Source organism: Streptomyces sp. RPT161 (assembly GCF_027533845.1).
Taxonomy (GTDB): domain Bacteria; phylum Actinomycetota; class Actinomycetes; order Streptomycetales; family Streptomycetaceae; genus Streptantibioticus_A; species Streptantibioticus_A silvisoli_A.
On the sequence record NZ_JAPZVN010000004.1, the window covers coordinates 338,064 to 364,803 of the forward strand.

23 protein-coding genes are annotated in these 26,740 nt (G+C 70.3%); 9 read left to right on the forward strand and 14 right to left on the reverse strand.

Annotated elements, in window-relative coordinates; genetic code table 11:
* Positions 1-6: 6 nt before the first annotated feature.
* Positions 7-393 carry a phage holin family protein gene (locus O5O46_RS12580; RefSeq protein WP_269855438.1) on the reverse strand — a complete coding sequence of 129 codons (387 nt, stop codon included), beginning with the start codon at positions 391-393 and terminating at the stop codon, positions 7-9.
* Positions 394-464: 71 nt separating this feature from the next.
* Between O5O46_RS12580 and O5O46_RS12585 the strand changes: the two genes are divergently transcribed.
* Both O5O46_RS12585 and O5O46_RS12590 read left to right on the forward strand, forming a co-directional pair.
* Positions 465-782, forward strand: coding sequence for a cupin domain-containing protein (locus tag O5O46_RS12585; RefSeq protein ID WP_269855574.1), 318 nt, complete (start codon positions 465-467; stop codon positions 780-782).
* A gap of 124 nt (positions 783-906) precedes the next feature.
* On the forward strand, positions 907-1,125 hold the full coding sequence (locus O5O46_RS12590; protein ID WP_269855439.1) for a DUF5326 family protein: 219 nt from the start codon (positions 907-909) through the stop codon (positions 1,123-1,125).
* Between the two features lie 101 nt (positions 1,126-1,226).
* Here O5O46_RS12590 and O5O46_RS12595 read toward each other — a convergent pair whose 3' ends face one another.
* The 3 genes from O5O46_RS12595 to O5O46_RS12605 form a co-directional block, all read right to left on the reverse strand.
* Complete coding sequence (locus tag O5O46_RS12595) at positions 1,227-2,738, reverse strand: flotillin family protein (RefSeq protein ID WP_269855440.1); 1,512 nt, start codon at positions 2,736-2,738, stop codon at positions 1,227-1,229.
* Positions 2,739-2,905: 167 nt separating this feature from the next.
* Entirely contained in the window at positions 2,906-3,103 is a 198-nt protein-coding gene (locus O5O46_RS12600; protein WP_269855441.1) for a hypothetical protein, read from the reverse strand.
* Between the two features lie 14 nt (positions 3,104-3,117).
* Positions 3,118-4,416 (reverse strand): YibE/F family protein, encoded by a 1,299-nt coding sequence (locus O5O46_RS12605; RefSeq protein WP_333482363.1) that lies wholly within the window; start codon positions 4,414-4,416, stop codon positions 3,118-3,120.
* 192 nt (positions 4,417-4,608) lie between these two features.
* On the opposite strand from O5O46_RS12605, the gene thiC reads away from it, so the two are divergent.
* On the forward strand, positions 4,609-6,366 hold the full coding sequence (gene thiC, locus O5O46_RS12610; protein WP_269855442.1) for a phosphomethylpyrimidine synthase ThiC: 1,758 nt from the start codon (positions 4,609-4,611) through the stop codon (positions 6,364-6,366).
* Positions 6,367-6,587: 221 nt separating this feature from the next.
* On the opposite strand, the gene O5O46_RS12615 is transcribed toward thiC, so the two are convergent.
* The 5 genes from O5O46_RS12615 to O5O46_RS12635 all read right to left on the reverse strand — a co-directional run bounded on the left by O5O46_RS12615 (position 6,588) and on the right by O5O46_RS12635 (position 12,266).
* Positions 6,588-7,439 carry an LLM class flavin-dependent oxidoreductase gene (locus tag O5O46_RS12615; protein WP_269855576.1) on the reverse strand — a complete coding sequence of 284 codons (852 nt, stop codon included), beginning with the start codon at positions 7,437-7,439 and terminating at the stop codon, positions 6,588-6,590.
* 206 nt (positions 7,440-7,645) lie between these two features.
* Positions 7,646-8,329 (reverse strand): SH3 domain-containing protein, encoded by a 684-nt coding sequence (locus O5O46_RS12620; RefSeq protein ID WP_269855443.1) that lies wholly within the window; start codon positions 8,327-8,329, stop codon positions 7,646-7,648.
* A 257-nt stretch (positions 8,330-8,586) separates the two neighbouring features.
* Positions 8,587-9,447 (reverse strand): hypothetical protein, encoded by an 861-nt coding sequence (locus O5O46_RS12625; protein ID WP_269855444.1) that lies wholly within the window; start codon positions 9,445-9,447, stop codon positions 8,587-8,589.
* A 244-nt stretch (positions 9,448-9,691) separates the two neighbouring features.
* Positions 9,692-10,948 (reverse strand): metallophosphoesterase, encoded by a 1,257-nt coding sequence (locus O5O46_RS12630; protein WP_443072496.1) that lies wholly within the window; start codon positions 10,946-10,948, stop codon positions 9,692-9,694.
* Between the two features lie 220 nt (positions 10,949-11,168).
* Positions 11,169-12,266 carry a LacI family DNA-binding transcriptional regulator gene (locus tag O5O46_RS12635; protein WP_269855446.1) on the reverse strand — a complete coding sequence of 366 codons (1,098 nt, stop codon included), beginning with the start codon at positions 12,264-12,266 and terminating at the stop codon, positions 11,169-11,171.
* A 384-nt stretch (positions 12,267-12,650) separates the two neighbouring features.
* Between O5O46_RS12635 and hisC the strand changes: the two genes are divergently transcribed.
* The 5 genes from hisC to O5O46_RS12660 all read left to right on the forward strand — a co-directional run bounded on the left by hisC (position 12,651) and on the right by O5O46_RS12660 (position 21,945).
* Positions 12,651-13,733, forward strand: a complete 1,083-nt coding sequence (gene hisC, locus O5O46_RS12640; RefSeq protein ID WP_269855447.1) for a histidinol-phosphate transaminase — start codon at positions 12,651-12,653, stop codon at positions 13,731-13,733.
* Between the two features lie 260 nt (positions 13,734-13,993).
* Complete coding sequence (locus tag O5O46_RS12645) at positions 13,994-15,586, forward strand: cytochrome ubiquinol oxidase subunit I (protein WP_269855448.1); 1,593 nt, start codon at positions 13,994-13,996, stop codon at positions 15,584-15,586.
* 33 nt (positions 15,587-15,619) lie between these two features.
* Positions 15,620-16,627, forward strand: coding sequence for a cytochrome d ubiquinol oxidase subunit II (gene cydB, locus O5O46_RS12650; protein ID WP_269855449.1), 1,008 nt, complete (start codon positions 15,620-15,622; stop codon positions 16,625-16,627).
* A 7-nt stretch (positions 16,628-16,634) separates the two neighbouring features.
* Entirely contained in the window at positions 16,635-20,246 is a 3,612-nt protein-coding gene (gene cydD / locus O5O46_RS12655) for a thiol reductant ABC exporter subunit CydD (RefSeq protein ID WP_269855450.1), read from the forward strand.
* Positions 20,247-20,349: 103 nt separating this feature from the next.
* On the forward strand, positions 20,350-21,945 hold the full coding sequence (locus tag O5O46_RS12660; RefSeq protein WP_269855451.1) for a GAF domain-containing sensor histidine kinase: 1,596 nt from the start codon (positions 20,350-20,352) through the stop codon (positions 21,943-21,945).
* Positions 21,946-22,090: 145 nt separating this feature from the next.
* Here O5O46_RS12660 and O5O46_RS12665 read toward each other — a convergent pair whose 3' ends face one another.
* Positions 22,091-22,996 carry an HAD-IIB family hydrolase gene (locus tag O5O46_RS12665; protein WP_269855452.1) on the reverse strand — a complete coding sequence of 302 codons (906 nt, stop codon included), beginning with the start codon at positions 22,994-22,996 and terminating at the stop codon, positions 22,091-22,093.
* Positions 22,997-23,119: 123 nt separating this feature from the next.
* Complete coding sequence (locus O5O46_RS12670) at positions 23,120-23,359, reverse strand: DUF1059 domain-containing protein (protein WP_269855453.1); 240 nt, start codon at positions 23,357-23,359, stop codon at positions 23,120-23,122.
* 148 nt (positions 23,360-23,507) lie between these two features.
* Between O5O46_RS12670 and O5O46_RS12675 the strand changes: the two genes are divergently transcribed.
* Positions 23,508-24,392, forward strand: a complete 885-nt coding sequence (locus tag O5O46_RS12675; protein ID WP_269855454.1) for an LLM class flavin-dependent oxidoreductase — start codon at positions 23,508-23,510, stop codon at positions 24,390-24,392.
* A 106-nt stretch (positions 24,393-24,498) separates the two neighbouring features.
* Here the strand turns inward: O5O46_RS12675 and O5O46_RS12680 are convergent, their stop codons facing one another.
* The 3 genes from O5O46_RS12680 to O5O46_RS12690 are packed head-to-tail and all read right to left on the reverse strand — an operon-like array spanning position 24,499 to position 26,731.
* Positions 24,499-24,765 (reverse strand): hypothetical protein, encoded by a 267-nt coding sequence (locus tag O5O46_RS12680; RefSeq protein ID WP_333482364.1) that lies wholly within the window; start codon positions 24,763-24,765, stop codon positions 24,499-24,501.
* A 15-nt stretch (positions 24,766-24,780) separates the two neighbouring features.
* Positions 24,781-25,755 (reverse strand): MerR family transcriptional regulator, encoded by a 975-nt coding sequence (locus O5O46_RS12685; protein ID WP_269855455.1) that lies wholly within the window; start codon positions 25,753-25,755, stop codon positions 24,781-24,783.
* A gap of 28 nt (positions 25,756-25,783) precedes the next feature.
* Positions 25,784-26,731 carry a metal-dependent hydrolase gene (locus tag O5O46_RS12690; RefSeq protein WP_269855456.1) on the reverse strand — a complete coding sequence of 316 codons (948 nt, stop codon included), beginning with the start codon at positions 26,729-26,731 and terminating at the stop codon, positions 25,784-25,786.
* Positions 26,732-26,740 lie beyond the last annotated feature (9 nt).

Below are 26,740 nucleotides of genomic sequence, written 5' to 3' on the forward strand. Positions count from 1 at the left end.
TGCACATCAGCGGTGGTCGTCCTCGTCCGGGAGGATCAGATGCATCGCCCAGGCGACGATGCTCACTACGAGGCCGCCGACCAGTGCGGCCCAGAAGCCCGAGACATGGAAGTCCAGCGTGAGCTTCTTCGACAGATACGAGGTGAGCATCAGCATCAGCGCGTTCACGACCAGCGTGAACAAACCGAGGGTAACGACGAACAGCGGAAAGGACAGCAGCTTCACGACGGGCTTGACGAGCCAGTTCACCACGCCGAAGACGAGCGCCACCAGGACCAGGGTGAGCGCTTTGTGAGCGGTGTTGGAGCCGGTGAGCGTTATGCCCTTGATCAACCAGACGGCGACGCCGAGCGCCACAGCGTTGGCCAGCGTCTTGAGCACGAATTTCTTCATGGTGCGATCGTCGCAGAGACTCTGGTGGGGGCAAGGAAGAACTGGTGGAGAGAAGGCGAGGGACCGGGCACATGAAGGCGTTCCGGCTGGACGACCTGGATGCCGAGCGCGCGGCGAACGACGGCGCATACCTGCGCTTCCTGCGGGAGCGGAACATGTCCGCCGGGCTCTACGCGCTCCCGGCGGGCGGCACCGACACGCAGGCGCCGCACCCGCAGGACGAGATCTACCTTGTGGTGAGCGGCCGGGCGTCGATCACGGTGGGAGAGGAGACGACGCACGTGGCCAGGGGCAGTGTTGTCTACGTACCGGCCGGAACGCCGCACCGCTTCCACCACATCACCGAGGATCTGCGGGTGCTGGTGGTCTTCTCCCCGCCCGAAGGATGACCGGCGGCTTCAGGGTCCCGTAAGGGTCCGATCAGGGGCGGATGGGGACCGTGGACCCTCGGTTCCGGGTACTCGTGACCGTAAGCTCGAATCACAAGCCAAGTAGGGGCGGAGGGAGTCGGAAATGAGCGACAACGGGTTCTTGAGCGGCCTGCCCTGGTGGGTCAAGTGGGTCGCCGTGCCGGTGATCGCACTGGTCGTCTTCGGTGGACTGATCGCCAGCATCATCGGGTTCATCGCGGGTCTGCTGTTCAAGGTGGTGCTGTTCGCGGCACTGGTCGGCGGCCTGGTCTATGTGGTGAAGAAGTTCACCTCGTCCTCGACCTCGCGCAGCGACTGGTAGTCGCCCATGGCGTGGACCCGGCAGGAACAGCGAACGCTCGCGGCGGAGGAGATTCCGAACCGCGAGCGTCGCTGTTTTTCCGGCTAACTGCCGGTAGCGGCCTAGGAGTTGTGGCCCTCGTCCTGGACCGGCACCCGCTCGGAGCGCGGTGCCGAACCGTTGGGCGATGCCGCAGATGCCGCAGATGCTGCGGACGCCGCAGTGGTGTCCTTGGCGGTCTCGCTGTTCATGGAGGCGAGTAGCTGGCGGGCCAGGCCGAGCCCGGTGCCGCCCATGGTGAGTGCCTTGGCGAACATGTCGGACATCCCGTCGGCGCCGTTGAGCAGCACCATGTGGTCGACGTTGCCGAAGGCCGCAGAGCCCGCCCTGACGATCTCCGGCCAGTTCTCGGCGAGTTGCTGGGCGACCACCGCCTCCTGGTTCTCCGCCAACGCCGCCGCCCGCGCCTTGATGGCCTCCGCCTCGGCCAGACCCTTCGCCCGGGCCGCCTCGGCCTCGGCCAGACCACGAGCCTGAGCCGAGGCCGCCTCCGCCTCACCGGTGGCCTTCGTGGCCGCCGCCGCGGCCATACCGCGGGCCTTGGTCGCCTCCGCCTCGGCGGCCGCGGCGGTCTTCACCCGGGTCGCCTCGGCTGCGGCGGCCAGCTCGGTCTCCTTCGCCTTGGCCTGCGCGGCAGAGATTCGGGCGTCGCGCTCGGCCTCGGCCAGGGTGCGCTTCTCGTACGCCTTGGCGTCCGCGGGCTTGCGGACGTCCGCCTGGAGCTGCTGCTCGCGGCGGTGCGCTTCGAGTTCCGCGACGCGGGTCTCCTGGACCACGACCTCCTGGCGCGCCGCGGCCTCCGACAGCGGGCCGGCCTGGCGGGCGGTGGCCGCCGCCTTGTCGCGCTCCGCCTGGTAGCCGGCCTGGAGGATCTCGCTGTCCCGGGTCGCCTCGGACATCCGGGCGGCGGCCTTCTGCTCGGCCTCGGTGGCCAGCCGGTCCGCCTCCGCCTGCGCGATACGGGCGTCCCGCTGGACGGCCGCGGCGTGCGGCGCGGCCAGGTTCTTTATGTAGCCGGTCGGGTCCTCGATCTCGTGGATCTGCAACGAGTCGACGATCAGGCCCAGCTTCTCCATCTCCGTACCCGAAGCGGAGCGGGTCTGCGCGGTGAGCTTCTCGCGGTCGCGGATCATCTCCTCGACCGTCAACCCGCCCACGATGGACCGCAGATGACCGGCGAACACGTTGTGCACCCTGTCGCCCATGTACTTCTGCTGGTCCAGGAAACGGCGGGCGGCGTTGGCGATCGACACGAAGTCGTCGCCTACCTTGAAGATGACCACGCCGCGGACCTTCAGCGGAATGCCCTGCTTGGTCACGCAGTCCACCGACAGCTCGGACTCGTTGAGGTCGAGCGAGAGCTTGCGGACCGCCTGCATACCGGGGAGGACCAGCGTTCCGCGCCCGGTGACGATGCGGAAGCCCATCCCCTCCTCCAGGCCCTCGGTACGGTGCTTGGAGCCGGAGATGACCAGTGCTTCGTTGGGCTCGGCCACGCGCCACATCAGCTTGAACAGCGCGACCAGGATGATGATTGCGACGAGTACCGCACCCGCCACGACGCCGATGACCATCGGCACATGCCCCCTCTTACCACGGCTCCCTGATGGAGCCGACATACGTGAGTCTGCTCCTGCCTACGGCGGGCACCAAGACCCCGACCCGCACAGGACGCGGTTGTCGAACCCTTGGTTCACACCCGCGTCCAGACCGTTATCGATCTTCGGGTTCAGCCGGGGGTTCACACGAAGGGCGCGACGTAAACGGTGCGCGGCGGCTGGTACTCCACGACCACGACCAGCGTGCCGGTCTCGATGCGCTGGCCCGCGTCCATCGGGTAGGCCAGGAAGTGCTCGGCGCCACCCCGGATCCGTACGATCACTTCGCCCACCAGACCCGGGCCGATCGTCCCCGTCACCCGCCCTTGAAGCCCCACCATGTCCGGAGCGTAACTCAGGCCCTGCGCCGACGCCCCCTGCGGTGTGCCCGTTCCGGGCGGTCCGAGCAGACCACCAGGGCCGCCAGCAGCGTGGTCAGCGGTACGGACGCGACCAGTCCGATGCTGCCCACCAGCGTGCGCACGATCTCCTCGGCGACGATCTCGCTGTTCGCCACCGTCGCCACCCCGCTGCGCGCGATGGAGAACAGCAGCAGCAGTGGTAGCGAGGCGCCCGCGTACGCCATCACCAGGGTGTTCACCACGGAAGCGATGTGGTCCCGGCCGATGCGCATGCCCGCCCCGTACAACCGGCGCCAAGTGGCCGCCGGGTCCGCGTCCTTGAGCTCCCACACAGCCGCGACCTGGGTCACCGTCACATCGTCGAGCACCCCGAGCGAGCCGATGATGACGCCGGCGAGCAGCAGGCCGCGGATCTCGATGCCCGGGTAGAGGGTGTGCACCAGACCGGTCTCGTCGGAGGTGTCGCCGGTCAGCAGCGCCCAGTCGATGAACACCGAGCCCAACAGCCCGATCAGCAGCAGTGAGCACAGGGTGCCGAGCACCGCGACCGAGGTACGGGCCCCCACGCCGTGGCACAGGTAGAGCGCCACCAGCATGATCGCGCTGGCCCCGACCACCGCGACCAGCAGCGGGTTCGCGCCCTGAAGGATCGCCGGAAGCACGAACAGGGTCAGCACCGCGAAGCTGATCACCAGCGCCACCAGCGCGGTCACCCCGCGCAGCCGTCCCACCGCCACCACGGCGAGCGCGAACACCGCGGCGAGCGCGGCCATCGGAACGGTACGGTCGACGTCGATGACCGAGTACCTCAGGTTCGCCGGAGCGCCCGGCGAGTAGGCGACCACGACCCGCTGCCCGGTCGTGTAGCGGCGCAGCTGGCCCGGCTGGACGATCTCGGTGAACGTGTGGCCGGTGTCCCTGCCGGAGGTCACCTGGACGACGGTGCGCTGGCAGACACCCGAAGTGGCGGTCGATATCGGGCCGTTGGTGCACGGCGTGTCGACGACCTGGAGGACCTGGGCGCTCTGCGTCTGCTGGTCGAAGCCGACGCCGGTGTGCGTGTGCGCCGGGGCGCCGTTCGGCCACAGCACGACCAGGCCGATGGCGACGGCCGCCGCGAACGGGACCAGGACCGCGGCGATCACCTTGCGCAGGTGCGCGGAGACCGGATGGGCGGGGCCGTGCGCATGGCTGTGGCAGTGCCCCTGAGCGCGGGCGCGGGTCGGGTCGGCGCCAACGGGGTGCGCCGCCCGGGTGAAGCCTGCCGTATCCGACGTGTCCGTCGTGTCCACCCGCAGATCATGGCAAGGGCCCCTGGCGCCGCGCCCGGGTGACCCGCTAGCGTTGTGCGTACCTTTGCAATCGCGGGAGCTCGGAGCACCGGGCTGAGAGGGCGCTGATCTCCGTACCACGGGACGTACGGAAACCGCTGCGTCGACCGCTGAACCTGTTACCGGGTAATGCCGGCGTAGGGAGTGGGTCTCATGACCATGCAGGATGCACGCACGCCTGAAACCTCTTCGGAGATCGGCTGGCACAAGGGCTACCTCGAAGGATCCCGTCCGGATCTGCGGGTGCCCGTGCGCAGGGTGCACCTCACCAACGGCCGCGATGTGACGCTGTACGACACCTCCGGCCCGTACACCGACCCCAACATCGAGACCGATGTGCGGCGTGGGCTCGCCCCGCTCCGGGAGAACTGGATCATCGCCCGGGGCGACACCGAGGAGTACCCGGGCCGTGAGTTGCGCCCCGAGGACGACGGACTGAAGCACACCTCCCCGCGCGGCGGTCTGCGCAACCTGGACGCGGTCTTCCCCGGGCGTCCGCGGCTGCCCCGCCGGGGGCGCGGCGGGCAGGCGGTGACCCAACTCGCGTACGCCAGGCGCGGTGAGGTCACCGCGGAGATGGAGTACGTGGCGCTGCGCGAGGGCGTCTCCCCCGAGGTGGTCCGCGAGGAGATCGCCGCCGGGCGCGCCGTGCTGCCCGCCAATGTCAACCACCCGGAGATCGAGCCGATGATCATCGGCAAGCGGTTCCTGGTGAAGGTCAACGCCAACATCGGCAACTCCGCGGTCACTTCCTCCATCGAGGAGGAGGTGGAGAAGATGACCTGGGCGACGCGCTGGGGCGCCGACACGGTCATGGACCTGTCCACCGGCCGCAACATCCACACCACCCGTGAGTGGGTGCTGCGCAACTCGCCGGTCCCGATCGGCACCGTGCCGCTCTACCAGGCGCTGGAGAAGGTGGACGGCAAGGCCGAGGAACTCACCTGGGAGATCTACAAGGACACCGTCATCGAGCAGGCCGAGCAGGGCGTCGACTACATGACGGTGCACGCCGGTGTGCTGCTGCGGTACGTACCGCTGACGGCGCGGCGCAAGACCGGCATCGTCTCGCGCGGTGGCTCCATCATGGCCGCGTGGTGCCTGGCGCACCACAAGGAGAGCTTCCTGTACGAGAACTTCGAGGAGCTCTGCGAGATCCTGCGGGCGTACGACATCACGTTCTCGCTGGGCGACGGTCTGCGTCCGGGCTCCATCGCGGACGCCAACGACGAGGCGCAGTTCGCGGAGTTGCGTACGCTCGGCGAGCTGAACCAGATCGCCAAGTCGCATGACGTGCAGACGATGATCGAGGGCCCCGGCCATGTCCCGATGCACAAGATCAAGGAGAACATCGACCTCCAGCAGGAGATCTGCGAGGAGGCCCCGTTCTACACCCTCGGCCCGCTGACCACCGATGTCGCACCGGGGTACGACCACATCACCTCCGGCATCGGCGCGGCGATGATCGGCTGGTGGGGCACGGCCATGCTCTGCTACGTGACTCCCAAGGAGCACCTGGGACTTCCGGACCGCGACGACGTGAAGACCGGTGTCATCACGTACAAGATCGCGGCCCATGCGGCGGATCTGGCCAAGGGCCACGCGGGCGCGCAGGAGTGGGACGACGCGCTGTCCGACGCGCGCTTCGAGTTCCGCTGGGAGGACCAGTTCAACCTGGCCCTGGACCCCGACACGGCCCGCTCGTTCCATGACGCGACCCTCCCCGCGGAGCCCGCGAAGACGGCCCACTTCTGCTCGATGTGCGGGCCGAAGTTCTGCAGCATGAAGATCTCGCAGGACATCCGCCGGGAGCACGGCGGTACGGCCGAGGAGATCGAGGCCGGGATGGCCGAGAAGTCGAAGGAGTTCGCGGAGGCGGGGAACCGGGTTTACCTGCCGATCGCGGACTGAGGTTCCGGTCTACCGCGGAGGGGCTCCGGCTGCTGCTGGAGCCCCTCCGGTCTGCCCGAACGCCACTGTGCGCGTGCCCGGATGTTGGCGGCGCGGGAGTCCGGCGCTTCGCTCAGCGGGATGTCCGGTCCGCGCACCGATCGGCTGCTCAAGTACCCCCGCTCACGAGCCCCTTGCGGGCGGCTTTGGCGGACCGTGGCCCGCAGTACGGGATTGGTGCCTCAACCGACCAGTTCTGCCAGGCGGTTGACCTGATCGGGGTCCGAAGACCAGCAGTAGAGCATCACCTCGTCGGCGCCGATGTCGGCGAAGCCGGTGAGCGCCTCGCGGATCTGGTTGGGGGTGGTGAGCATGGTGTCGGCCGGACGGTAGCCGTTGTCGACGAACCCGTAGTACGCGGTGATGGATTCGCGGGCCTCGGCAACCACCCTGTCCGGTCCCAGGACGACGTTGACCTGGGCGACGAGCCGGGGCCGTCCGGTGCGGCCGGCTGACTGCCAGCACTGTTCGACGCGTCGGAACAGGCCGTCCATGTGCTCCGGCGGAAGCGCCGCGCCCAGGAAGCCGTCGCCCCAGCGCGCGACGCGTTCCATCACGACCGGAGCGAAGCCGCCGAAGAGGACCTCCGGTCCGCCGGGGCTCGCGGGCACCGGACCGATGGGGCCGATGTCCGTCGAGAGCGGTTTCCCGGACCAGAGTTGGCGAAGGGCCGCCAGTTGCCCGTCGAGGCGGCGGCCACGGTGGTGCAGGTCGACATCGGCGGCGAGGTAGTCGTCCGCACGGCCGCCCACGCCGATGCCGAGGGTGAAGCGACCGCCGGAGATCCGGTCGAGCGTCGCGCACTGCTTGGCGAGCAGGACGGTGGAGCGCAACGGCACCAGCAGCACCTCGGTCTGCACCCGGACGCGTGAGGTGGCACCGGCGAGCGCGGCCAGGGTGACCATGGGCTCGGGGTTGTCGTACACCAGCCGGTCGAGCAGCCCGAGGGTGCGGTACGGACCCTCGTCGGCGCGCCGCGCCCAGGTCAGCAGCGTGGCCGGGTCATTGATGGGCAGGCCGAGGCCCACCTCGATGCGGGACATGGATTCGATCCTCCGGAAGGGCTCAGGAAATGACTGACCAACTGCCGCCCCTCCATGGCCCGTTGCCGGGCGCGCTCCCACACTGCGGCGTACTTCTGGAGAGCCTGATCCTCAGAGTGCGTCCACATTAACCGCGGTTCCGGCTACGTGCGACAGGGTTTCCGGATGGCACGTCCGGAAACCCTGTCGGCGTTGCGTCAGTGGTGACGGTGGGCGCACCAGCGGGGGGCGTGGCCGAGGGGCTGGACGTAGCGGGCGGACGACCAGCCGTACGTGCCGTCGGTCAGCAGGTACCAGCGCGGGTTGCCCTTGATCGACTCACCCCTGACCGCGCAACGGATGCTGAGGATCGAGCCGGTGGCGTGCCAGCCGACGACGCGGCTGTGCGTGGTCGGGCGCTGGCGGACGTTGAGGCCGAGACGGGCGATGACGCGGCCCCGGTAGTGGCGGTGGTGACGACGCCCGTTGTGCAGGCGGTGGTCGTGGCGGCGGTGTTGACGGTGGTCGCGGCCGTGGTCCCGGCCGTGGTCGTACCCGCCGTCGCCTCTGTGGTCGCGGCCGTGGTCGCGGCCGTGGTCGTACCCGCCATCGCCTCTGTGGTCGCGGCCGTGGTCGTAGCCGTCGTCGCCTCGGTGGTCTCGGCCGTGGTCGTAGCCGCTGTCGCCTCTGTGGTCGCGGCCGTGGTCGTAGCCGTCGTCGCCTCTGTGGTCGCGGCCGTGGTCGCCGTCATGGCGTCCGCCGTGGTGGTGGGGGTCGTCGGTGGGGGAGGACACGGCGGCCGGGTGCACGTCGGCGACCGCGGGGACGACGGCGGTGGCGGTGAGGAACGCGCTCGCGGCGACTGCGATCAGTGCCCTGTTGAGCTTCGACTGCGGAACCATCTGCTCACTCCTGGGAACGGAAGACCGACCCGTCCGCGACCCGTGCCGAAGGGCAGGCGGACAGGCAGGTGGGTGGGGTGGGGGGAAGTCCTGATGAACCGAAGCTAGTTCGCGGTGCGCCGGATGCCCCTCAACGCCTGGTGTGATAGGCCGATTAACCACCCGTCTGCGGAGTACGCGCAGGTCAGCGGGCAGGCCGAATGCCCTTCTGGCCGCCCTGGCATGTCGGTGCCGGCGCCACCCGGCGTACGAGCCGGTCAGCCGCGCCCGGTGTCCGAGTCGCCGAAGTCGGGGCTGCTGAAGTCCGGGCTGGAGTACCGCGGGCTGCTGAACCGCGGCGGACCGGAGTCCGGCTCCTCGCCGCCCGGGCTGGAGAAGCCGGGGCGTGAGTACCCCAGACCGTGCGGCATATGGGGCCGGTCGTCGATGGGCGCGTCCTCGGAACCCGGCAGCCCCGGACCGGCGTTGGCCCGTCCGCTGCTGGCCTGCGCCTCGTGCAGGAACGGCAGCATGCCGCGCTCCAGCAGCGCCGTGAGCCAGGCGTCCTTGGCCGCCATGACCTCGGCCGGGTCATCGTGTTCGGTCGCCCGGATCGCCGACGAGCCGTCGCGCAGCGCGGTCAGCACCAGGCCGACCGTGCCCGCCAGCACCCCGGCACCGGCAATCGCCAGGAACAGCCAGCCCGCCGTGCGTAGCGGTGCCGCTATCGCGGGCTCCGGGTCCATCGCCGCCAGTACGTACCCGACCAGCAGGAAGATCAGCGCGGCGGTTCCGGCCAGGATCGGGGTCAGCACCGCCACGATGGCGAACAGACCGGCACCGCCCGAGGTGTCCCCTGCGCCGCCACCCGCCGTGGCGTGCCCGTTGTCGGCACGCGGCGGCTCGGGGACGACGGCGCGCTGCGCTTCGCGCACCCGCAGGTAGTGGTCGTACTCGGCGGCGGCGCATGCCGAGATCGCGGCGGCGGCACTGAGAGCCATGGTGCGCAACTGCGCGGAGCTGAGCCGGGTGCCGTTGGCGGCGGGTGCTTCCGCCGCCGCTCGCAGCGCCTCGTCGAGGACCCGCTCGAAATCCGGGCGGTCCTCGGTCAGCAGGTGCGGAGCGCTGTTCATGTACATCCCCCGATGCTCCGTTCCCCTCCGACCTGCCATGTCCCGGTCCTGCGCCGGGGCGGCTGGTCGAAAGCGGAAGGCGAGCGTATGACGGATAAACCGATGGTAGAGCGCGGCACTGACACGGTGACAGAGTGTTTACCGAATTCGGCTGCTCAGGCTGGTACTTAAGGTCCTTCCAGGTCGGGACGTTGTCCGGCTCGCGCGGATTGCCCTCTTACCGGAGCTCTATGCGGCAAGGGGCCAAAACCTATACGGTGAGCGGCAGTTGGGCCACCAGTAGCTTGCCCTCCATGGTCACCCCGCCGTCCATCGCGACCGCGAGGTCGTCGGCGTAGACGTGCGGACCGGACACCGCGGGCGCGCTGACCTCGCCGCCGTCCTCGGTGCCCACCTCGCCCAGCAGGTACGGGATGGGGCTGTGGCCGTGGACGACGCGCTGTCCGCCGTAGGCGTCGAGGAGTTCGCGTACCGCCGTGGTTCCCGTGTCGCCGCGGAAGGCGAAGCGTTTGGTGAACTTGCGGAACAACTCCCAGCATTCGTCCGCGTCGGCGCGTTGCAGCACACCGGTCACCGCGTCGTTGACCGCGTCGATGCTGGTGCCGTACTCCAGGTACGCGGTGGTGTCGGAGTGCAGCAGCAGGTGGCCGTCCTCCAGTGCCACCGCGTCCAGCCGGGACATCCAGGCGACATGGTGGTCCTGGAGGCGTTCCATGTCGGTGGGCTGGCCGCCGTTGAGCCGCCAGGCGGCGAGGAACGAGGCGGTTCCGGCCGTGGAGTTGACGGGTGTGTCGTCGAACTTCTTGGCGCCGATCAGCAGTAGTTCGTGGTTGCCCATCAACGCCTTCGCGTAGCCGCCCGCGGCGGCGGCCTCGGCGGACAGCTGCATCACCAGGTCGATGACGCCGATGCCGTCCGGGCCGCGGTCGGTGAAGTCGCCGAGGAACCACAGCCGGGCGCGGCCCGCCGACCAGTGCCCTTCGGCGTCGATGAGCCCTTCGGCGTGCAGCGCGGCGCGCAACTCGTCGAGGTAGCCGTGCACATCGCCGACGACGTACAGCGGTCCTGGCGGTGCCTCGTCCGGGTCGGCCACGGCCTCCAGCTGGACGGTCGGGGTGTACTCGGCGCGCTGCACGACGGGCAGGTCATGGGCGGTCGGCGTGTACTCGACCACGGGCGGCGCGGGTGGAGCCGTCGCGCCCGTGGGCGGGAAGCCGGGTGCGACGGGGGCACCGGTCAGGCCGGGCGCCGGCGGTGGCCCCGGCGGAAGGCCCTGGCCGGTCATGGCGGACCGGCCGGAGGCCGCGGGAAAGCCGGGCGGAGGCGTGATCACCGGGAGGGCGGTCGCCTCCTCGAACACGGTCGGGCCGTCCGGAAACGCCACCGCGCCCTGCGGATAGGCGGGGGGTAGCTCCACACCCGGCGGAACGACGGGGTCGGCCGGGTGCCAGCCCCCCGACGCACTCACCCCGGGCGTTACGGGTTCCTGACCGGCCCCCTGAGTCATCGACCCCTCCACCTTCGCGCCGCCGTGCACCGCCGCCGCGCCCTGCGCGGCCTGCGCCGACGCGTCCTCCGGTGTCATCCGCCCATCATAGGAATGCCGCTCTCGCGTTGCGACGCACCTGCCACCTGCCAATTGGGGCGGAGCGGACAATATCCGTGAAATTGTCCGCGCGCTGTCTGCGGGACACCGTGAAGACGACCGCCGGACCGCCGAAATCCGTTCAATCGTCGTCCGGGGAGCGCGGTGGACTCACCGTGGTGCGCGGGGGACGCCGTTGCGAGGAGGCCCGCACGATCAGATCGGTCGGCATGACCTGCGCCACCGGACGGCCGGCGCCCACTCCCTCGATCGCGTCGATCAGCAACTGGACGACCGCGGTGCCGATCCGGCCGGGCTTGAGGGAGAGTGTGCTGATCGGCGGCTCGGTGGTGGCGTAGGCCGCGCGCTCGCTACAGCAGACCAGCAGCAGGTCCTCGGGAACACGCAGCCCGTACCGCCTGGCGGCGGCCAGCAGGTCGGTGCCGTTGGGGTCGAACAGGCCGTAGACCGCGTCGGGCCGGTCGGGCCTGGCCAGCAGCCGGTCGGCGGCGACCGCGCCCGCGCAGGGGTCGTGCGCCGGGTACGACTCGTACACCGGCTCCTGGCCCACGCGCTCGCACCAGTTGAGGTAGGCCGTGGTCGACAGCCGGGTGTACGTGTCGGTGCTGGTGCCGGTGAGCAGGCCGATGCGACGGGCGCCGGAGTCCGCGAGGTGTTCGAGGATGCCGAGAACGGCCTGTTCGTGATCGTTGTCCACCCAGGCGTGCACCGGAAGGTTGCCCGCCGGGCGACCGTCGCTGACCACCGGGATGCCCTGCCGGACGAGATCGGCCACCACCGGGTCGTGGTCCGACGGATCGATGACGACCGTGCCGTCCAGCGCCACGTTGCTCCAGACGTCGTGCCGGGAGGACGCGGGAAGGATCACCAGGGCGTAACCGCGGGCCAGCGCGGCGGAGGTCGCGGCACGTGCCATCTCGGCGAAGTAGGCGAACTCGGTGAAGGTGAAAGGTTCTTCCCCGTATGTGGTCACCGTCAAGCCGATCAGCCCGGATCTACCCGTGCGTAGTGTCCGCGCTGCGGCAGACGGGCGATAGCCCAGTCGGTTCGCGACCTCGCGGACGTGGCGACGGGTAGCGTCGGGCAGACGGCCTTTGCCGTTGAGTGCGTCGGAGACAGTCGTGATCGAGACCCCGGCCGCGGCTGCCACGTCCCGGATCCCCGCTCGCTCCAGCCGGCGCCCGGACCGGCTCGCCTGGTGGTTACCTGCTGCTGTCATGGCAGGCCGATAGTAGGGCTCGGGTGGTCTGGTGGCGGGGGCTGGCGAACGGCGATGTGCAGTGACGTTTCTGCATATGCGTGGGGCGGGTCTCCCCTTGAAATGCCAGGCAGAACAAGGGATTTGGACTCTTTGGTTGGCTGTACGGTCCGCTTGACTCGCCGTGTGGTCCAGTTTCTCGGGACGTTCCACCTCACCTGTACGAGTGATGCGCGCCAGGGCGTACGCCACCGGCGTACGCCGGGGTACATCACCCCTCCCGTTGGACGCACGCCCCCTCTTAGGGTGTGTGCAGCGGGTGTGAGCAGCCGCTGAGTACGGCGTGGCAGTACGGACGGCCGCCACTGGTCGCCCGTACCCCGGAATGGTCGAGGAGGACCTACGGTGACAGAAGCACAACCCAGGCTCCGTGCCGCCCTGCGCGGCATCCCCGCCTACAAGCCGGGCAAGCCCGCGGTCTCCGGGACCGGCGCGCCCGCCTACAAACTGTCCTCCAACGAGAACCCCTACCCACCGCTGCCCGGTGTGATGGAGACGGTGGCCGAGGCCGCGCGCTCCTTCAACCGCTACCCGGACATGGGCTGCGCCGGACTCACCGCCGAGCTGGCGAAGCGCTTCGACGTGCCGGAGACGCACATCGCGACCGGTACCGGATCGGTGGGCGTGGCCCAGCAGCTGCTGCAGGCCACTTCCGGGCCGGGCGACGAGGTGATCTACGCCTGGCGGTCGTTCGAGGCGTATCCGATCATCACGCAGATCTCCGGCGCCACGGCGGTACCGGTGCCGCTGACCGAGGGCGAGGTACACGACCTCGACGCGATGGCGGAGGCGATCACCGACCGCACCCGGCTGATCTTCGTGTGCAACCCCAACAACCCGACCGGCACGGTGGTGCGCCGCGCCGAGCTGGAGCGGTTCCTGGACCGGGTGCCGTCCGACGTGCTGGTGGTGCTGGACGAGGCGTACCGCGAGTTCATCCGCGACGCCGAGGTGCCCGACGGCGCCGAGCTGTACCGGGACCGCCCCAACGTCTGCGTGCTGCGCACCTTCTCCAAGGCGTACGGGCTCGCCGGGCTGCGGGTCGGCTTCGCCATCGCGCACGAACCGGTGGCGGCGGCGCTGCGGCAGACCGCGGTGCCGTTCGGGGTGAGCCAGCTGGCCCAGGACGCGGCGGTGGCGTCGCTGCGGTCGGAGGAGGCGCTGCTGGAGCGGGTGGAGGCGCTGGTCGCCGAGCGCACCCGGGTCAGCAAGGGACTGACCGAGCAGGGCTGGACAGTGCCGGAGACCCAGGCGAACTTCGTCTGGCTGCGGCTCGGCGACCGCACGCTGGACTTCGCGGCGGCGTGCGAGCGCGCCGGGGTCGTGGTGCGGCCGTTCCAGGGGGAGGGCATCCGGGCGACGATCGGTGAGCGGGAGGCCAACGACCTGTTCCTGCGGGCGGCGGCGGAGTTCCGCGGGGAGCTGTAGGAAGTTGTAGGGGGCCGACAAAGGCCCCGATGACCGCCCGGCGAAGCGGAACGCGGGCGAAACGTTATGTCAGGGGTGCGCCGATACGGCGCGCCCCTGACGCGTTCCCGCCCCAGGTAGTCGGGTGAAACAGCTGTCAGCGCCGTGTGAAGAGTGTCACCCACCCCGCTGTCAAGAGCCGAAACAAGCTGAGACATAATTGCTTGTGAATGTGAACGCGTTCACAAGCTCACCCGCGCGCCAAGGTAAGGAGACGCGACGTGGACCTCGCTCTCGCCCCGGAGACACTGGCCCGGTGGCAGTTCGGCATCACGACCGTCTACCACTTCCTCTTCGTCCCGCTCACCATCAGCCTGTCCGCGATCACCGCCGGGTTCGAGACGGCGTGGGTGCGGACGGGGAAGCTGAAGTACTTCCACGCCACCAAGTTCTGGGGAAAGCTCTTCCTCATCAACATCGCGATGGGCGTGGTCACCGGCATCGTGCAGGAGTTCCAGTTCGGTATGAACTGGTCGGACTACTCCCGCTTCGTGGGCGATGTCTTCGGCGCCCCGCTGGCGATGGAGGCGTTGATCGCCTTCTTCTTCGAGTCCACCTTCATCGGACTGTGGATATTCGGCTGGGACAAGCTGCCGAAGAAGCTGCACTGCGCGTGCATCTGGATCGTGTCGGTCGGCACCGTGCTGTCGGCGTACTTCATCCTGGCCGCGAACTCCTGGATGCAGCACCCCAACGGCTACCGGATCAACCCGCACACCGGACGGGCCGAACTCACCAGCATCTGGACCGTCCTCACCCAGAACACCACGCTCGTCCAGGCCTTCCACACGCTCACCGCCTCCTTCCTCACCGGCGCCGCGTTCGTCGTGGGCATCGCCTCGTACCACCTGTGGAAGGCCAAGCGGCGGCAGAACGCGGGCGAGACGACGACGGACAAGGACCGCAAGAGGATCGGCGCGCTGCGCAGTTCGCTGCGCACCGGCCTGGTCCTCGCGGTGGTCGCCGGACTCGGCACCGCCGTCAGCGGCGACACCCTGGGCAAGGTCATGTTCGAGCAGCAGCCGATGAAGATGGCGGCGGCCGAAGCGCTCTGGGACACCCAGGCACCCGCGCCCTTCTCTGTGTTCGCGGTCGGCGACGTCAGCAAGGGCCACAACACCGTGGAGCTGTCCGTCCCCGGCATCCTGTCCTTCCTCGCGCACAGCAACTTCCACGAGGCCGTCCCCGGTATCAACGACGTCGCCAAGCAGGAGGCGGCCAAGTACGGCGGCAAGCCGGACGACTACATCCCCAACATCTTCGTCACCTTCTGGGGCTTCCGGCTGATGATCGGCTTCGGGATGACCTCCTTCGTCGCCGGACTGATCGGACTGTGGACCACCCGAAGGAAGCGCTGGCTGGCGCCGGAGTTCCGCACCGGCGAGGAGGACGTACCGCGCCTGATGCTCACGCCCAGGCGGGAGATGAGCACCTTCTTCACCAAGTGGTCCTGGCGCATCGGGATCCTGACCATGGGCTTCCCGCTGATCGCCAACTCCTTCGGCTGGGTCTTCACCGAGATGGGACGGCAGCCGTGGGTGGTCTACGGGCTGATGAAGACCCGCAACGCGGTCTCCCCCGGTGTCAGCCAGACCGAGGTCATCGTCTCGATGTCCGTCTTCACGCTGCTCTACGCGATCCTGGCGGTCATCGAGGTGCGGTTGATGGTCCGCTACGCCAAGGCGGGACCGGTCACCGACGAACTGCCACCGGCCGACGACCCGCGGCTGCGCGGCCCGTCCAACGGCTCCGGCACCGGGTCGGACAGCGGCGAGGACGCCGAGTCCGACAAGCCCATGGCCTTCGCCTACTGACCGGCGTACGGCAGAGATCGGGAGAGAACGACCATGCACCTTCACGACGTCTGGTTCGTGCTGATCGCCGTTCTGTGGACCGGCTACTTCTTCCTGGAGGGCTTCGACTTCGGCATCGGCGTGCTCACCAAGCTGCTGGCGCGGGACGAGAAGGAGCGCCGGGTGCTGATCAACACGATCGGCCCGGTCTGGGACGGCAACGAGGTCTGGCTGCTCTCCGCGGGCGGCGCGACCTTCGCGGCCTTCCCGGACTGGTACGCCACGCTGTTCAGCGGCTTCTACCTACCGTTGCTGATCATTCTGGTCTGCCTGATCGTGCGCGGCGTCGCCTTCGAGTACCGGGCCAAGCGCGATGACGCCCGCTGGAAGCGCAACTGGGAACACGCGATCTTCTACACCTCCTTGCTGCCCGCCTTCCTGTGGGGCGTGGCCTTCGCCAACATCGTGCGGGGCGTGCCGATCAACGCGGACAAGGACTTCACCGGCACGCTCCTGGACCTGCTGAGCCCCTACGCGCTGCTCGGCGGGGCGGTGACACTGACGTTGTTCACCTTCCACGGCGCGGTGTTCGCGGCGTTGAAGACGCTCGGCGACGTACGGGCCAGGGCGCGTGCGATGGCCGGTGTCCTCGGACTGGTGGCCGCGGCCTTCGCGTTGGCCTTCCTGGTCTGGACGCAGGCGCACAGCGGCAACGCGCGCAGCCTGGTCGCGCTGGTGGTCGCCGTGGCCGCACTGGCCGTGGCGCTGGTCTGCAACCGGTTCGGCCGGGAGGGATGGTCGTTCGCGCTGTCCGGGGTGACCATCGCGGCGGTGGTGGCCATGCTGTTCCTGGCGCTGTTCCCGGACGTGATGCCGTCCACCACCAACCCGGCGTGGAGCCTCACCGTCTCCAACGCGTCGTCCAGCCCGTACACGTTGAAGATCATGACGTGGATCGCGGGCATCATGACGCCGCTCGTCCTCGGCTACCAGGCATGGACCTACTGGGTCTTCCGCAAGCGCATCGGGACCCAGCACATACCCGACCCGATCACCCACTGACGCCACCGTGCGACCCGTCGACCCGCGCCTGCTCCGGTACGCCAGGACCACCCGCGTCTTCCTCGCCGCGACGGTGGCCCTCGGCCTCGCCGGGGCGGGCCTGGTCGTCGCCCAGGCGATGCTCATCGCCGAGATCGTGGTCGGCGCCTTCCAGCACCACTACGGAACGTCCCAACTCGCTTCCGCCATAACCCTCCTCATCGCAGTCTCCATCGGCCGCGCCGCCGTGGGCTGGCTCACCGAACTCGCGGCCCACCGCACCAGTGCCTCCGTCAAGTCCCAACTGCGCCGCCGACTGCTCGCCCATGCCACCCGGCTCGCTCCCACGCCGTCCGACCCGGGGCGCGGTGGCCCGCAGCGCATCGGTGAACTCACCACCCTCGCGCTGCGCGGAGTCGACGCCCTGGACGACTACTTCGCGCGTTACCTGCCCCAACTCGGCCTGGCCGTGGTCGTACCGGTCGCCGTACTGGCCAGGATCGCCACCGCCGACTGGGAGTCGGCGCTGGTGATCGTGGTGACCCTGCCGCTGATCCCGGTGTTCATGGCACTGATCGGCTGGTACACCGACGCGCGGATGAAGCGGCAGTGGCGGCTGCTGTCCCGGCTGTCCGGCCACTTCCTCGACGTGGTCTGCGGGCTGCCCACGCTGAAGGTCTTCGGCCGGGCCAAGGCCCAGGCGGCCTCGATCCGCAGGATCACCGACGACTACCGGCGGGCAACGCTCACGACACTGCGCATCGCCTTCCTCTCCTCCTTCGCTCTGGAACTGCTCTCCACGATCTCGGTGGCACTGGTCGCGGTCGGCATCGGCTTCCGGCTGGTCGACGGCGGGCTCGACCTCCACACCGGACTGCTGGTGCTGGTCCTGGCACCCGAGGCGTACCTGCCGTTGCGCCAGGTCGGCGCCCAGTACCACGCCGCGGCGGAGGGACTCGCCGCAGCGGACGAGGTGTTCGTGCTGCTGGAGACCCCGGCGCCGGCCGAGGGCACGGTCCCGGCTCCCGACGCCCGTGCCGCCACGGTCAGCGTGGACCAGCTGACCGTGACCCATCAGGGGCGGGACGAACCCTCGCTTGCGCGGACCAGCTTCACCGTCCACCCCGGCGAGACGGTGGCGATCACCGGTCCGTCCGGCGCGGGCAAGTCCACGTTGCTGGGCGCCCTGTTGGGCTTCGTCCGGCCGACCTCCGGCCGTATTCGTATCAACTCCACCGATCTCACCTCCCTGCGTCCCGACAGTTGGCGGAACCAGATCGCCTGGGTACCGCAACGTCCTTACCTGTTCGCCGGATCGATCGCCGACAACGTCCGGCTGGCGCGCCCGGAAGCGAGCGACGCGGAGGTAACCGAAGCGCTTCGGAACGCCAACGCCCTCGACTTCACCGAAAGCTTGCCACGGGGCACTGACACTCGGCTCGGCGAGGACGGCGCGGGCCTGTCGGCCGGACAGCGGCAACGCCTGGCGCTGGCCCGCGCGTTCCTCGCCGACCGCCCGTTGCTGCTACTGGACGAGCCGACGGCGAATCTGGACGGCGAGACCGAGGCGGTCGTGGTGGAGGCGGTCCGGCGGCTCGCCGAGGGGCGCACCGTGATCCTGGTCGTGCACCGCCCGGCGCTGCTCGCGGTCGCGGACCGGGTGGTTCGGGTGGGGGAGACCGCGGCGGCCGGGGCCCAAGGGCCGTACGCTGCCGTGGACCCGCCGGGATCGGGTGTCCGGGCCATGGGATCGCCGCGTTCCGCCGAGGGCGGGGCCGGAGCGCCGAGCGGCACTGCGGCCGGGCCAGTGGGGGCGGCGGGTGCACTCGCCGGGACCGTCGCGCCCGGGGACGTGACGGACCCCGCGCCCGAAGGACCAAGCGCGTCTGGGGCGTTGGCCCGCATGCGGCGAATGGCGCACCCCCTACGTGCGCGGTTCGCGCTCGCCGTGCTCCTGGGCGCCCTCACGCTCGGCAGCGCGATCGGGCTGATGGCCACCTCGGGGTGGCTGATCTCCCGTGCCTCCCAACACCCCCCGGTGCTCTACCTGTTGGTGGCCACCACGGCTACCCGTGCCTTCGGCATCGGTCGCGCGGTGTTCCGCTACGCCGAGCGCCTGGTCTCGCACGACGCCGTCTTCCGGGCGCTCGCGGACCTGCGCGCCGCCGTCTACCGACGGCTGGAGCGGCTCGCGCCCGCCGGGTTGCGGGGCACCCGGCGCGGCGATCTGCTCTCCCGGCTCGTCGCCGATGTCGACTCACTACAGGACTACTTCCTGCGCTGGCTGCTTCCGGCGCTCACCGCGGTGCTGGTCAGCGCGGCATGCGTCGGTTTCGTCGGATGGCTGCTGCCGGCGGCGGGCGCGGTGCTCGCGGGTGGTCTGCTGGCCGCGGGGGTGGGCGTTCCGCTGCTCGCCGCCGCGGTGTCCCGGCGTACGGAGGCCAAACTCGCGCCCGCGCGTGGCGAGTTGTCCACCCAGGTGGTCGACCTGCTCTCTGGCACCGCGGAGTTGACGGTCGCGGGTGCGCTGCCCGCCCGGCTGGACGGGACGGTACGTGCGGACCGGCTGCTGACCCGTATCGCCGCCCGCTCGGCGGCGGCGACCGCGCTGGGCGCCGGGCTCAGCGCGCTGATCACCGGCCTGACCGTCGCGGCCAGTGCTTATGTGGGGGTGCTGGCGGTGGCCGACGGCCGGTTGGCCGGGGTGGAGTTGGCCGTTGTCGTCCTCACTCCGCTCGCCGCGTTCGAGGCCGTTGCCGGGATGCCGCTGGCGGCGCTGCACCGGCGCCGTGGCCGCCGGGCCGCGGAGCGCGTCGACGAGGTGCTGGACGCTCCCGTTCCGGTGCGCGAACCGGCGGAGCCCGCCGCTCCGCCCGGGTCCCCGTTCCCGGTCAACGTCAGGAACCTGGCGGTACGGCACCCTGGGCAGGAGGGGCTGGCGCTGGACGGGCTCGACCTGGAACTTGTCGCCGGGCGGCGGATCGCCGTCATCGGGCCGTCGGGCGCGGGGAAGACGACGCTCGCCCAGGCGCTGCTGCGGTTCGTGGACCGGGCGGACGGTAGCTACACCCTCGGCGGCGTCGACGCGGCGGCGCTGGACGGTGACGCGGTGCGCCGCATGGTCGGACTGTGCGCGCAGGACGCCCATGTCTTCGACAGTTCGGTGCGGGAGAACCTGCGCCTGGCGCGTCCAACGGCGGACGAGGCGCAGTTGCGCGCCGCACTCGCCGCCGCGCGTCTACTCGACTGGGTGGACTCGCTGCCCGAGGGTTTGGACACCCTCGTCGGCGAGCATGGCGCGCGGATCTCCGGTGGACAGCGGCAGCGCCTGGCGCTGGCCCGCGCACTGCTGGCCGACTTCCCGGTACTGGTGCTGGACGAGCCCGCCGAGCACCTGGACCTGCCCACCGCGGACGCGCTCACCGCGGATCTGCTGCGGGCCACCGAGGGCCGCACCACTGTGCTGATCACCCACCGGCTGGCCGGGCTCGCGGCCCCCGGTGCGGTGGACGAGATCATCGTCCTCGATCATGGACGTGCGGTGCAGCGCGGCACATACCAGGAGCTGGCCGCCGCTGAGGGGCCGTTCCGCGGCCTGCTGGAACGTGAACGGGCCAGCGAGGCGATACCGGTGGGTTAATGCGCCGCCCAGCGCTCCACCGCCTGTCTGATGCCGGGGAAAGCGTACTTACAGCTTCTTTAGGGACTTCTCATACCAAAGTTGCCCATTTACCCTCGTGGGCATGGCGGACCGCGTAGGTGACTTCGGGGAGCTGACCGAACTGAGCGATCGGCTTCCTCAGCTGCTGTCCGCCGTGGTCTCCGTGGGCTCCGGCCTCGACCTCCATGAGACGTTGCGCCGGATCGTCCTCACCGGTGCCGAACTGGTCGGTGCCCGCTACGCGGCGCTCGGCGTGATCGATCCGGACGGGGACGGGCTGCGCGACGTCGTCACACACGGCATCGACCAGCACGTGGCCGACCGCATCGGTGTGCTGCCGGACGGGTACGAGGGGCTGCTGGAGGCGCTGCTCCACGCTCCCGCGCCATGCGGCGTCCTGGGCGTTCCGGTGCGGGTGGACGGGAACGTCTTCGGGAACCTCTACCTGGCCGGGAAACTGGACGGCGGCGAGTTCTCCGACGTCGACCTGCACACCGCGCAGATCCTCGCCGCCCAGGCGGGCGTGGCGATCGGCAACGCCCGGCTGTACGAGGCCACCCGGCAGCGCGACCGCTGGATCGACGGCGTCAACGCCGTGACCACGGCGCTGGTCAGCGGAAGCGACGCGGACGAGGCGTTGCAGGTGGTCGCCGACCAGGCGCGGCGGCTGGCCGAGTCGGCGGCCGGGGTGGTGCTGCTGCCCACCGAGGACCTCGGAATGGAGATCGTCGCGGTCTCCACCGAGGAGCCGCTGCCGCTGCTCGGCACGGTGGTCGCGCCGACCAGCCCGATCGTCTCCCAACTCCTCGCGGGCGAGCCGGTGTTCGTCGCCGACTCGGCGACCGATGAGCGGATGACCACCGATGTCTCCCGCTTCTTCGGCCCGAGCATGATGCTGCCGCTGAGCAGTGGCGGACAGGTGATCGGCACGTTGGCGCTGCCGCGGAGGCGGGGGGCCAGGCCGTTCTCCGAGACCGAGCGGCGGCTGGCCGAGCAGTTCGCGCACCAGGCGGCGGTGGTGCTGGTGCTCGCCGACGCGCAGCGCGACCGCGAGCGGCTCGCGGTCTTCGAGGACCGTGACCGGATCGCGCGCGATCTGCACGATCTGGTGGTGCAGCGGTTGTTCGCCACCGGGATGCTGCTGGAGAGTGCGCAGCGCCGGGTGGTGGTTCCCTACGTGCGGGAACGTATCGCCGATGCGGCGGACGAACTGGACGCCACGATCCAGGAGGTGCGGACCGCGATCTTCGCCCTTCAGCAGGGTCCCGCCGATGCACCGGCCGGGCTGCGCACCCGCGTGCTGCGGGAACTCGGGCAGGCCTCGGTGCCGCTGGGATTCGCGCCCTCGGTGCGGTTCACCGGCGCGGTGGACGCGCTGGTGAGCGAGACGACCGGGAAGAACCTCATCGCGGCGCTGCGGGAGACGTTGTCGAACGCGTTCCGGCACGCGCGTGCCTCTCGCATCGACATCCATGTGGATGCGACGGTCACCCTGCCGGGTGGGTTGAGCGGGGTGCGGTTGACGGTGGTCGATGACGGTGTCGGCATCCCGGAAGGTGGACGGCGCAGCGGCCTGCGGAATCTCGCCCGCCGCGCGGAGGCCCTGGGCGGCTCCAGCAGCTACGGGGAGGGGCCGGACGGCGTGGGGGCGCGGGTGGTCTGGGAGGCCCCGCTTTAGCCTCCGGCGGTTGGGGGCTGGGTTGCGGCTGGTTCCCGCGGGCCGGATCCTCGTCGTCGCTCGCCGCTGCGGCGGGACCTTTTCCGGCGAGAGAGCCCGTGGACTCCTGGGTTCCTTCTCGGCAAGCCTCCGCACCGCCGGGGGGTTACGTGTGGTCGGCCAGGATCGCTTCGATCACATGGGCCACGCCGTCGTTCTCGTTGGCGGCCGTGTGGTGCACGGTGGCCGCGAGTACGTCGGGGTGCGCGTTGGCCACCGCGTACGACGTACCCGCCCAGCCGAGCATCGCCAGGTCGTTCGGCATGTCGCCGAAGGCGACCACCTCGTCGGCGGTGATCCCGCGCTCAGCGCAGCAGCGGGCCAGGGTGCTGGCCTTGCTGATGCCCACCCCGCTGATCTCCAGCAGCGCCGAGGGACTGGACCGGGTGAACTCCGCGTGCTCCCCGGCCGCACCTCGCGCCGCCGCCAGGAACACGTCCGGGTCGGCCGAGTCATGCCTGGCCAGCAGCTTGAGCACCGGCTGATCGGCGGCCAGTTCCAGCAACTCCTCGATGGGGCCCACGACGGAGTCGGCCTCCGCCCAGGCCGCGGCGTACTGCGGCTCGTAGTGGAAGCCGCCGGTCCGCTCGATCGCGAAGGAGGTGCCGGGTACGGCGTCCCGTACCGCGGCCACCACCGCGCGGGCGTCCCGCTCGGCGAGCGGGAAGGCCTCCAGCAGCAGGTCGCGGTGGAGGTCGTAGACGGCGGCGCCGTTGGCGCAGATCGCGATGCCGTTGGTGAGGAACGAGCGGCGGGCCGGGTCGCCGTCCAGTGGCTCGGTGGCCACTACATGCATCCAGCGGGCCGGGCGGCCGGTGACGAAGAACACCTCGATGCCTGCGGCCTCCGCGGCCGCCAGGGCGGCGACGGTCCGGGCGGAGACCGTGCGGTCGTCGCGCAGCAGGGTGCCGTCCAGGTCGGTGGCGATCAGCCGGGGCGGCTTGGGAACCGCAGGCTGCTGCTTGGACCGGGAGGGCTGTGGGGGCCGGGAGAGCGAGGTCACGGGGTCCATAGTGGCGCACGACGGCGCACGGGTGCGTGGGAGGGGCGGTGGAGCGCGGGTGGCCGACCGAGTGCGACCGGCCACGTGTATCCGCAGGGTGGAAGGCGTATGGCGGCGGGTATGGCGGCGGGATCAGAGATCGAATATCTCGCCTTCCGGAGGCGGCGGTCCCGACTTCGGGATGGTCGGGATGATCTCCTCCACGAGCATCCCGCGGATCTGCTGGCGCAGCTCCGGGCTGTCCTTGTGGTGGTGGTCGGCGACCGCGTGCTCAACGGCCACCCGGACCACTTCCTCCTCTTCCCCCGTGATGGCGATCGTGCAGTGCGACTCGCTGGGGAACTTGCTGCAGTCCGCGACTTTCCTGGTCATGACGGCCTCCTGGGGGCGACCCACGCTATTCAGGTTAAACCCGTCTGAATTAGACGTCTCGTGCAGCGGTGGGGCTGTTCACGCGGGCTCGCCGGGCGGATTCCGGACGGTTCGTGGTTGGCGCGGTGGGCCGCTTACAGTCGACGGCATGCGACTGAGCACTGTGATTCTCCCGGTACACCGCTGGTCGGAGGGGCGCGAGATGTGGTGGCGTGCCGAGCAGCTCGGCTTCCACACCGCGTACACCTACGACCACCTGTCCTGGCGCAGCTTCCGTGACCTGCCGTGGTTCGGTGCGGTGCCGACGTTGACGGCGGCGGCCGGGGTCACATCGCGGATGCGCCTGGGCACCCTGGTGACCTCGCCGAACTTCCGGCATCCGGTGACCCTGGCGAAGGAACTGATCACGCTGGACGATGTCAGCGGGGGCCGGGTGACGCTCGGGATCGGTGCGGGCGGCACCGGATTCGACGCGACCGCGCTGGGCAACGAGGCGTGGTCGCCGCGTGAACGCGCCGACCGCTTCGGTGAGTTCATCGGGCTGCTCGACCAACTGCTGACCCACGATGTGGTGACCCACGAGGGCGAGTTCTACTCGGCGCACGAGGTGCGCAACATCCCCGGCTGTGTGCAGCGACCGCGGCTGCCGTTCGCGGTCGCCGCGACCGGTCCGCGCGGTCTGCGGCTCGCCGCCCGGTACGGGCAGGCGTGGGTGACGTACGGCGACCCGCGCGGGCCGAAGGACGTGCCGGTGGCGGACTGCCCTGGTGTGGTGCGGGCGCAGATGGAGAAGCTGGAGGCGGCCTGCGCTGAGTCCGGCCGCGATCCGCGGGAGCTGGACCGCGTCCTGCTCCAGGGCTCCACGAGCGAGCGGCCGCTGGACTCGGTGGACGCCTTCGTCGACTACGCGGGCCGGTACGCGGAGCTGGGGATCACCGAAATCGTCCTGCATTGGCCGATCCCCGATTCGATCTTCGAGGCGGACATGGCGGTCTTCGAGAAGATCGCCACGGACGGGCTGTCCCAGCTGTAGCCACCGGCGGTTTCCCGGGGCGCCGGTTGGGTGCTCCGGCACGCCGGGCCGCGCCGTCGCGGGTGTTCGCCGTTGCGGCGGGAGCCTCTTCCCGTCGCGACGGCGGCTAGCGGGCCCGGGCACTCAGCCAAGGGGTGAGCCCTGAGCGGTAGACCTCCACCGCGACATGCGGCGAACCGGGGATCTCCACATACGCCTCGTGCGGCAGGCCGCCGTCCGGGTCGGTGACCGTGAACGCACCCGCCGCGGTGCGGCGAGCGGAGCGGTCCGCGCCGATGTCGTGGGTGACCCGCGCCGCGCGGCCGTACTCAGCCGCGGTTTCGCGTATCGCGACGACCGTGGCCTCGGTGCTGGGCAGCTGAGGATGGCTCATGAGCACCATCCACGCCTATGGCACCAAGCCGTCCATGGTGCGTGCCTGGACCTCGCGTTCGGCGGCGGCGGCGATGAACGCCGCCGTGTTGCGGGCGCCGACCAACGCCCGCACCGAACGCACCGTGGCCGCGGGCAGGGTGACGGTGATGTGCTGCGGCTGAGCCGGTGGCTCCTGCGCCGCCGGTTCCTGCCGCGCTTCCGGTCGCTGATGTTCCGGGCCGAGGTGGCGCTGCACCAGCTGGGTCGCCAACGTCCGCATCGCACGGGCGAGTTCCGCGTCCACGGTCTGCTGGGCGAGCGGACGCAGCCGTCGCACCAGCGCGGCGGCTTCGGTGGCCTCCGCGTCGGTCGGCGGATGGTCGAGGTACGGCTGGAACACATACTCGGTGGTGAACGCCATGAACCGCTCGGCCATGTGCTCGACCTGCCCGCGCAACTCCCTGAGGTGACCGGAGATCGCGGGCAACGGCACTCCGACCGCGTGGAGTTCGGCGGCGACCGCCAGCTCCTGCGGGCTGGGCACCATGAACTCGTCGGCCGCGCCGGGCACCGGTTCGAGTACGCCGAGCTCCACCGCTTCGGCGATGGCCTCCTCGTCCGCGATGCCACCGAACGCCTCGCTGAGCTGGGCCCGCCCGATGCGCGCCGGGCGCTCATCGGACCACGGCCGCTCCACCTCGCTGACCAGCCCGAGGACTCCGCCGAGCCCCGTACCGGCATCCCACGCCGCCAGCAGCTCCTTGATGCTGGCGAGGGTGTATCCACGCTCCAGCAGCTCGGCGATCTGCCGGAGCCGGGCCAGGTGTAGGTCTCCGTACAGGTTGGCCCGGCCGCGCCGCTCGGGCTTGGGCAGCAGCCCTCGGTCGAGATAGGCGCGGATGGTGCGGACCGTGGTGCCGCTCTCGTGGGCCAGGTCCTCGATGCGGTACGCCGGATCGGCGGCCGTTCCGGTCGGTGGCCCCGGGGTGCCCCGCGACTCTCGCGTCACTTTCTCGTGCTCCTTACGGGGGCTTCGGCTACGACGCCGCCGTCCGGCCGATCGCGCCCGCCGCCGCCCTGGCCGCCGGAGAGCTGGCCAGGTACTCGACGGCCGCGCGCAGCGACCCTTCCTGAGAGGGATGGTACGACCGTCGCAGGTAGCGCGGGATGGCCGCGCCCAGCTCCCGCCAGCTGGGCAGCAGACCCTTGCGGACCGCCCTGTTGTGCTCGCGCAGCGTGTAGCGCAGTCGCCCCCGCAACTGGGGGTCGTGGCGTATGAGGTACGCGGCCCCGAACGCCCACAGCCACAGCAGCATCGGGGCGGTGAAGGCCATGCCCTCGACGCGCCGGACGTACCGCGGCAGTCCGCTGCCACCAGTGTGCTGGTACATGTCGAACGCGACCGCGCGGTGCTCGACCTCCTCCGCGCCGTGCCAGCGCAACAGGTCCAGCATCACCTCGTCCGGCCGCGCCAGCTCCAGTTCCTCGGCGCGCAGCACCCAGTCGCCGAGCACGGCGGTGAACTGCTCTATCGCGGCGATCAGCGAGAGCCGGAAGCGCAGCCACTCGCGGGCCGAGACCGGCAGTCCACCCGGCGGACGCTCGCCGAGCATGACGTCGAACATCCAGTCCACGTGCTTGGTGTAGGGGCGGGTGTCCAGGCCCTGCTCTGCCAAGTGGTCCAGCACATAGGAGTGTTGGACGCTGTGGGTGGCCTCCTGGCCCATGAAGCCCTTGACGTCCTTGAGCAGTTCCGGATCGGTGACCAGGGGCAGTGCCTCCTTGAACACCTTGACGAACCAGCGCTCTCCGGCTGGCAGCAGCAGGTGCAGCACATTGATGACATGGGTCGCGGTGGGCTCGTCCGGTATCCAGTGCAGGGGGGTGCGCTGCCAGTCGAAGGAGACCCGACGTGGCCTTATGGGGTGCGTGGCGGTGGACGCTGTGGTCGAGGTGGGGCTCGGGACCGGGTCGGTGGTGTCCATGGCGGTGCC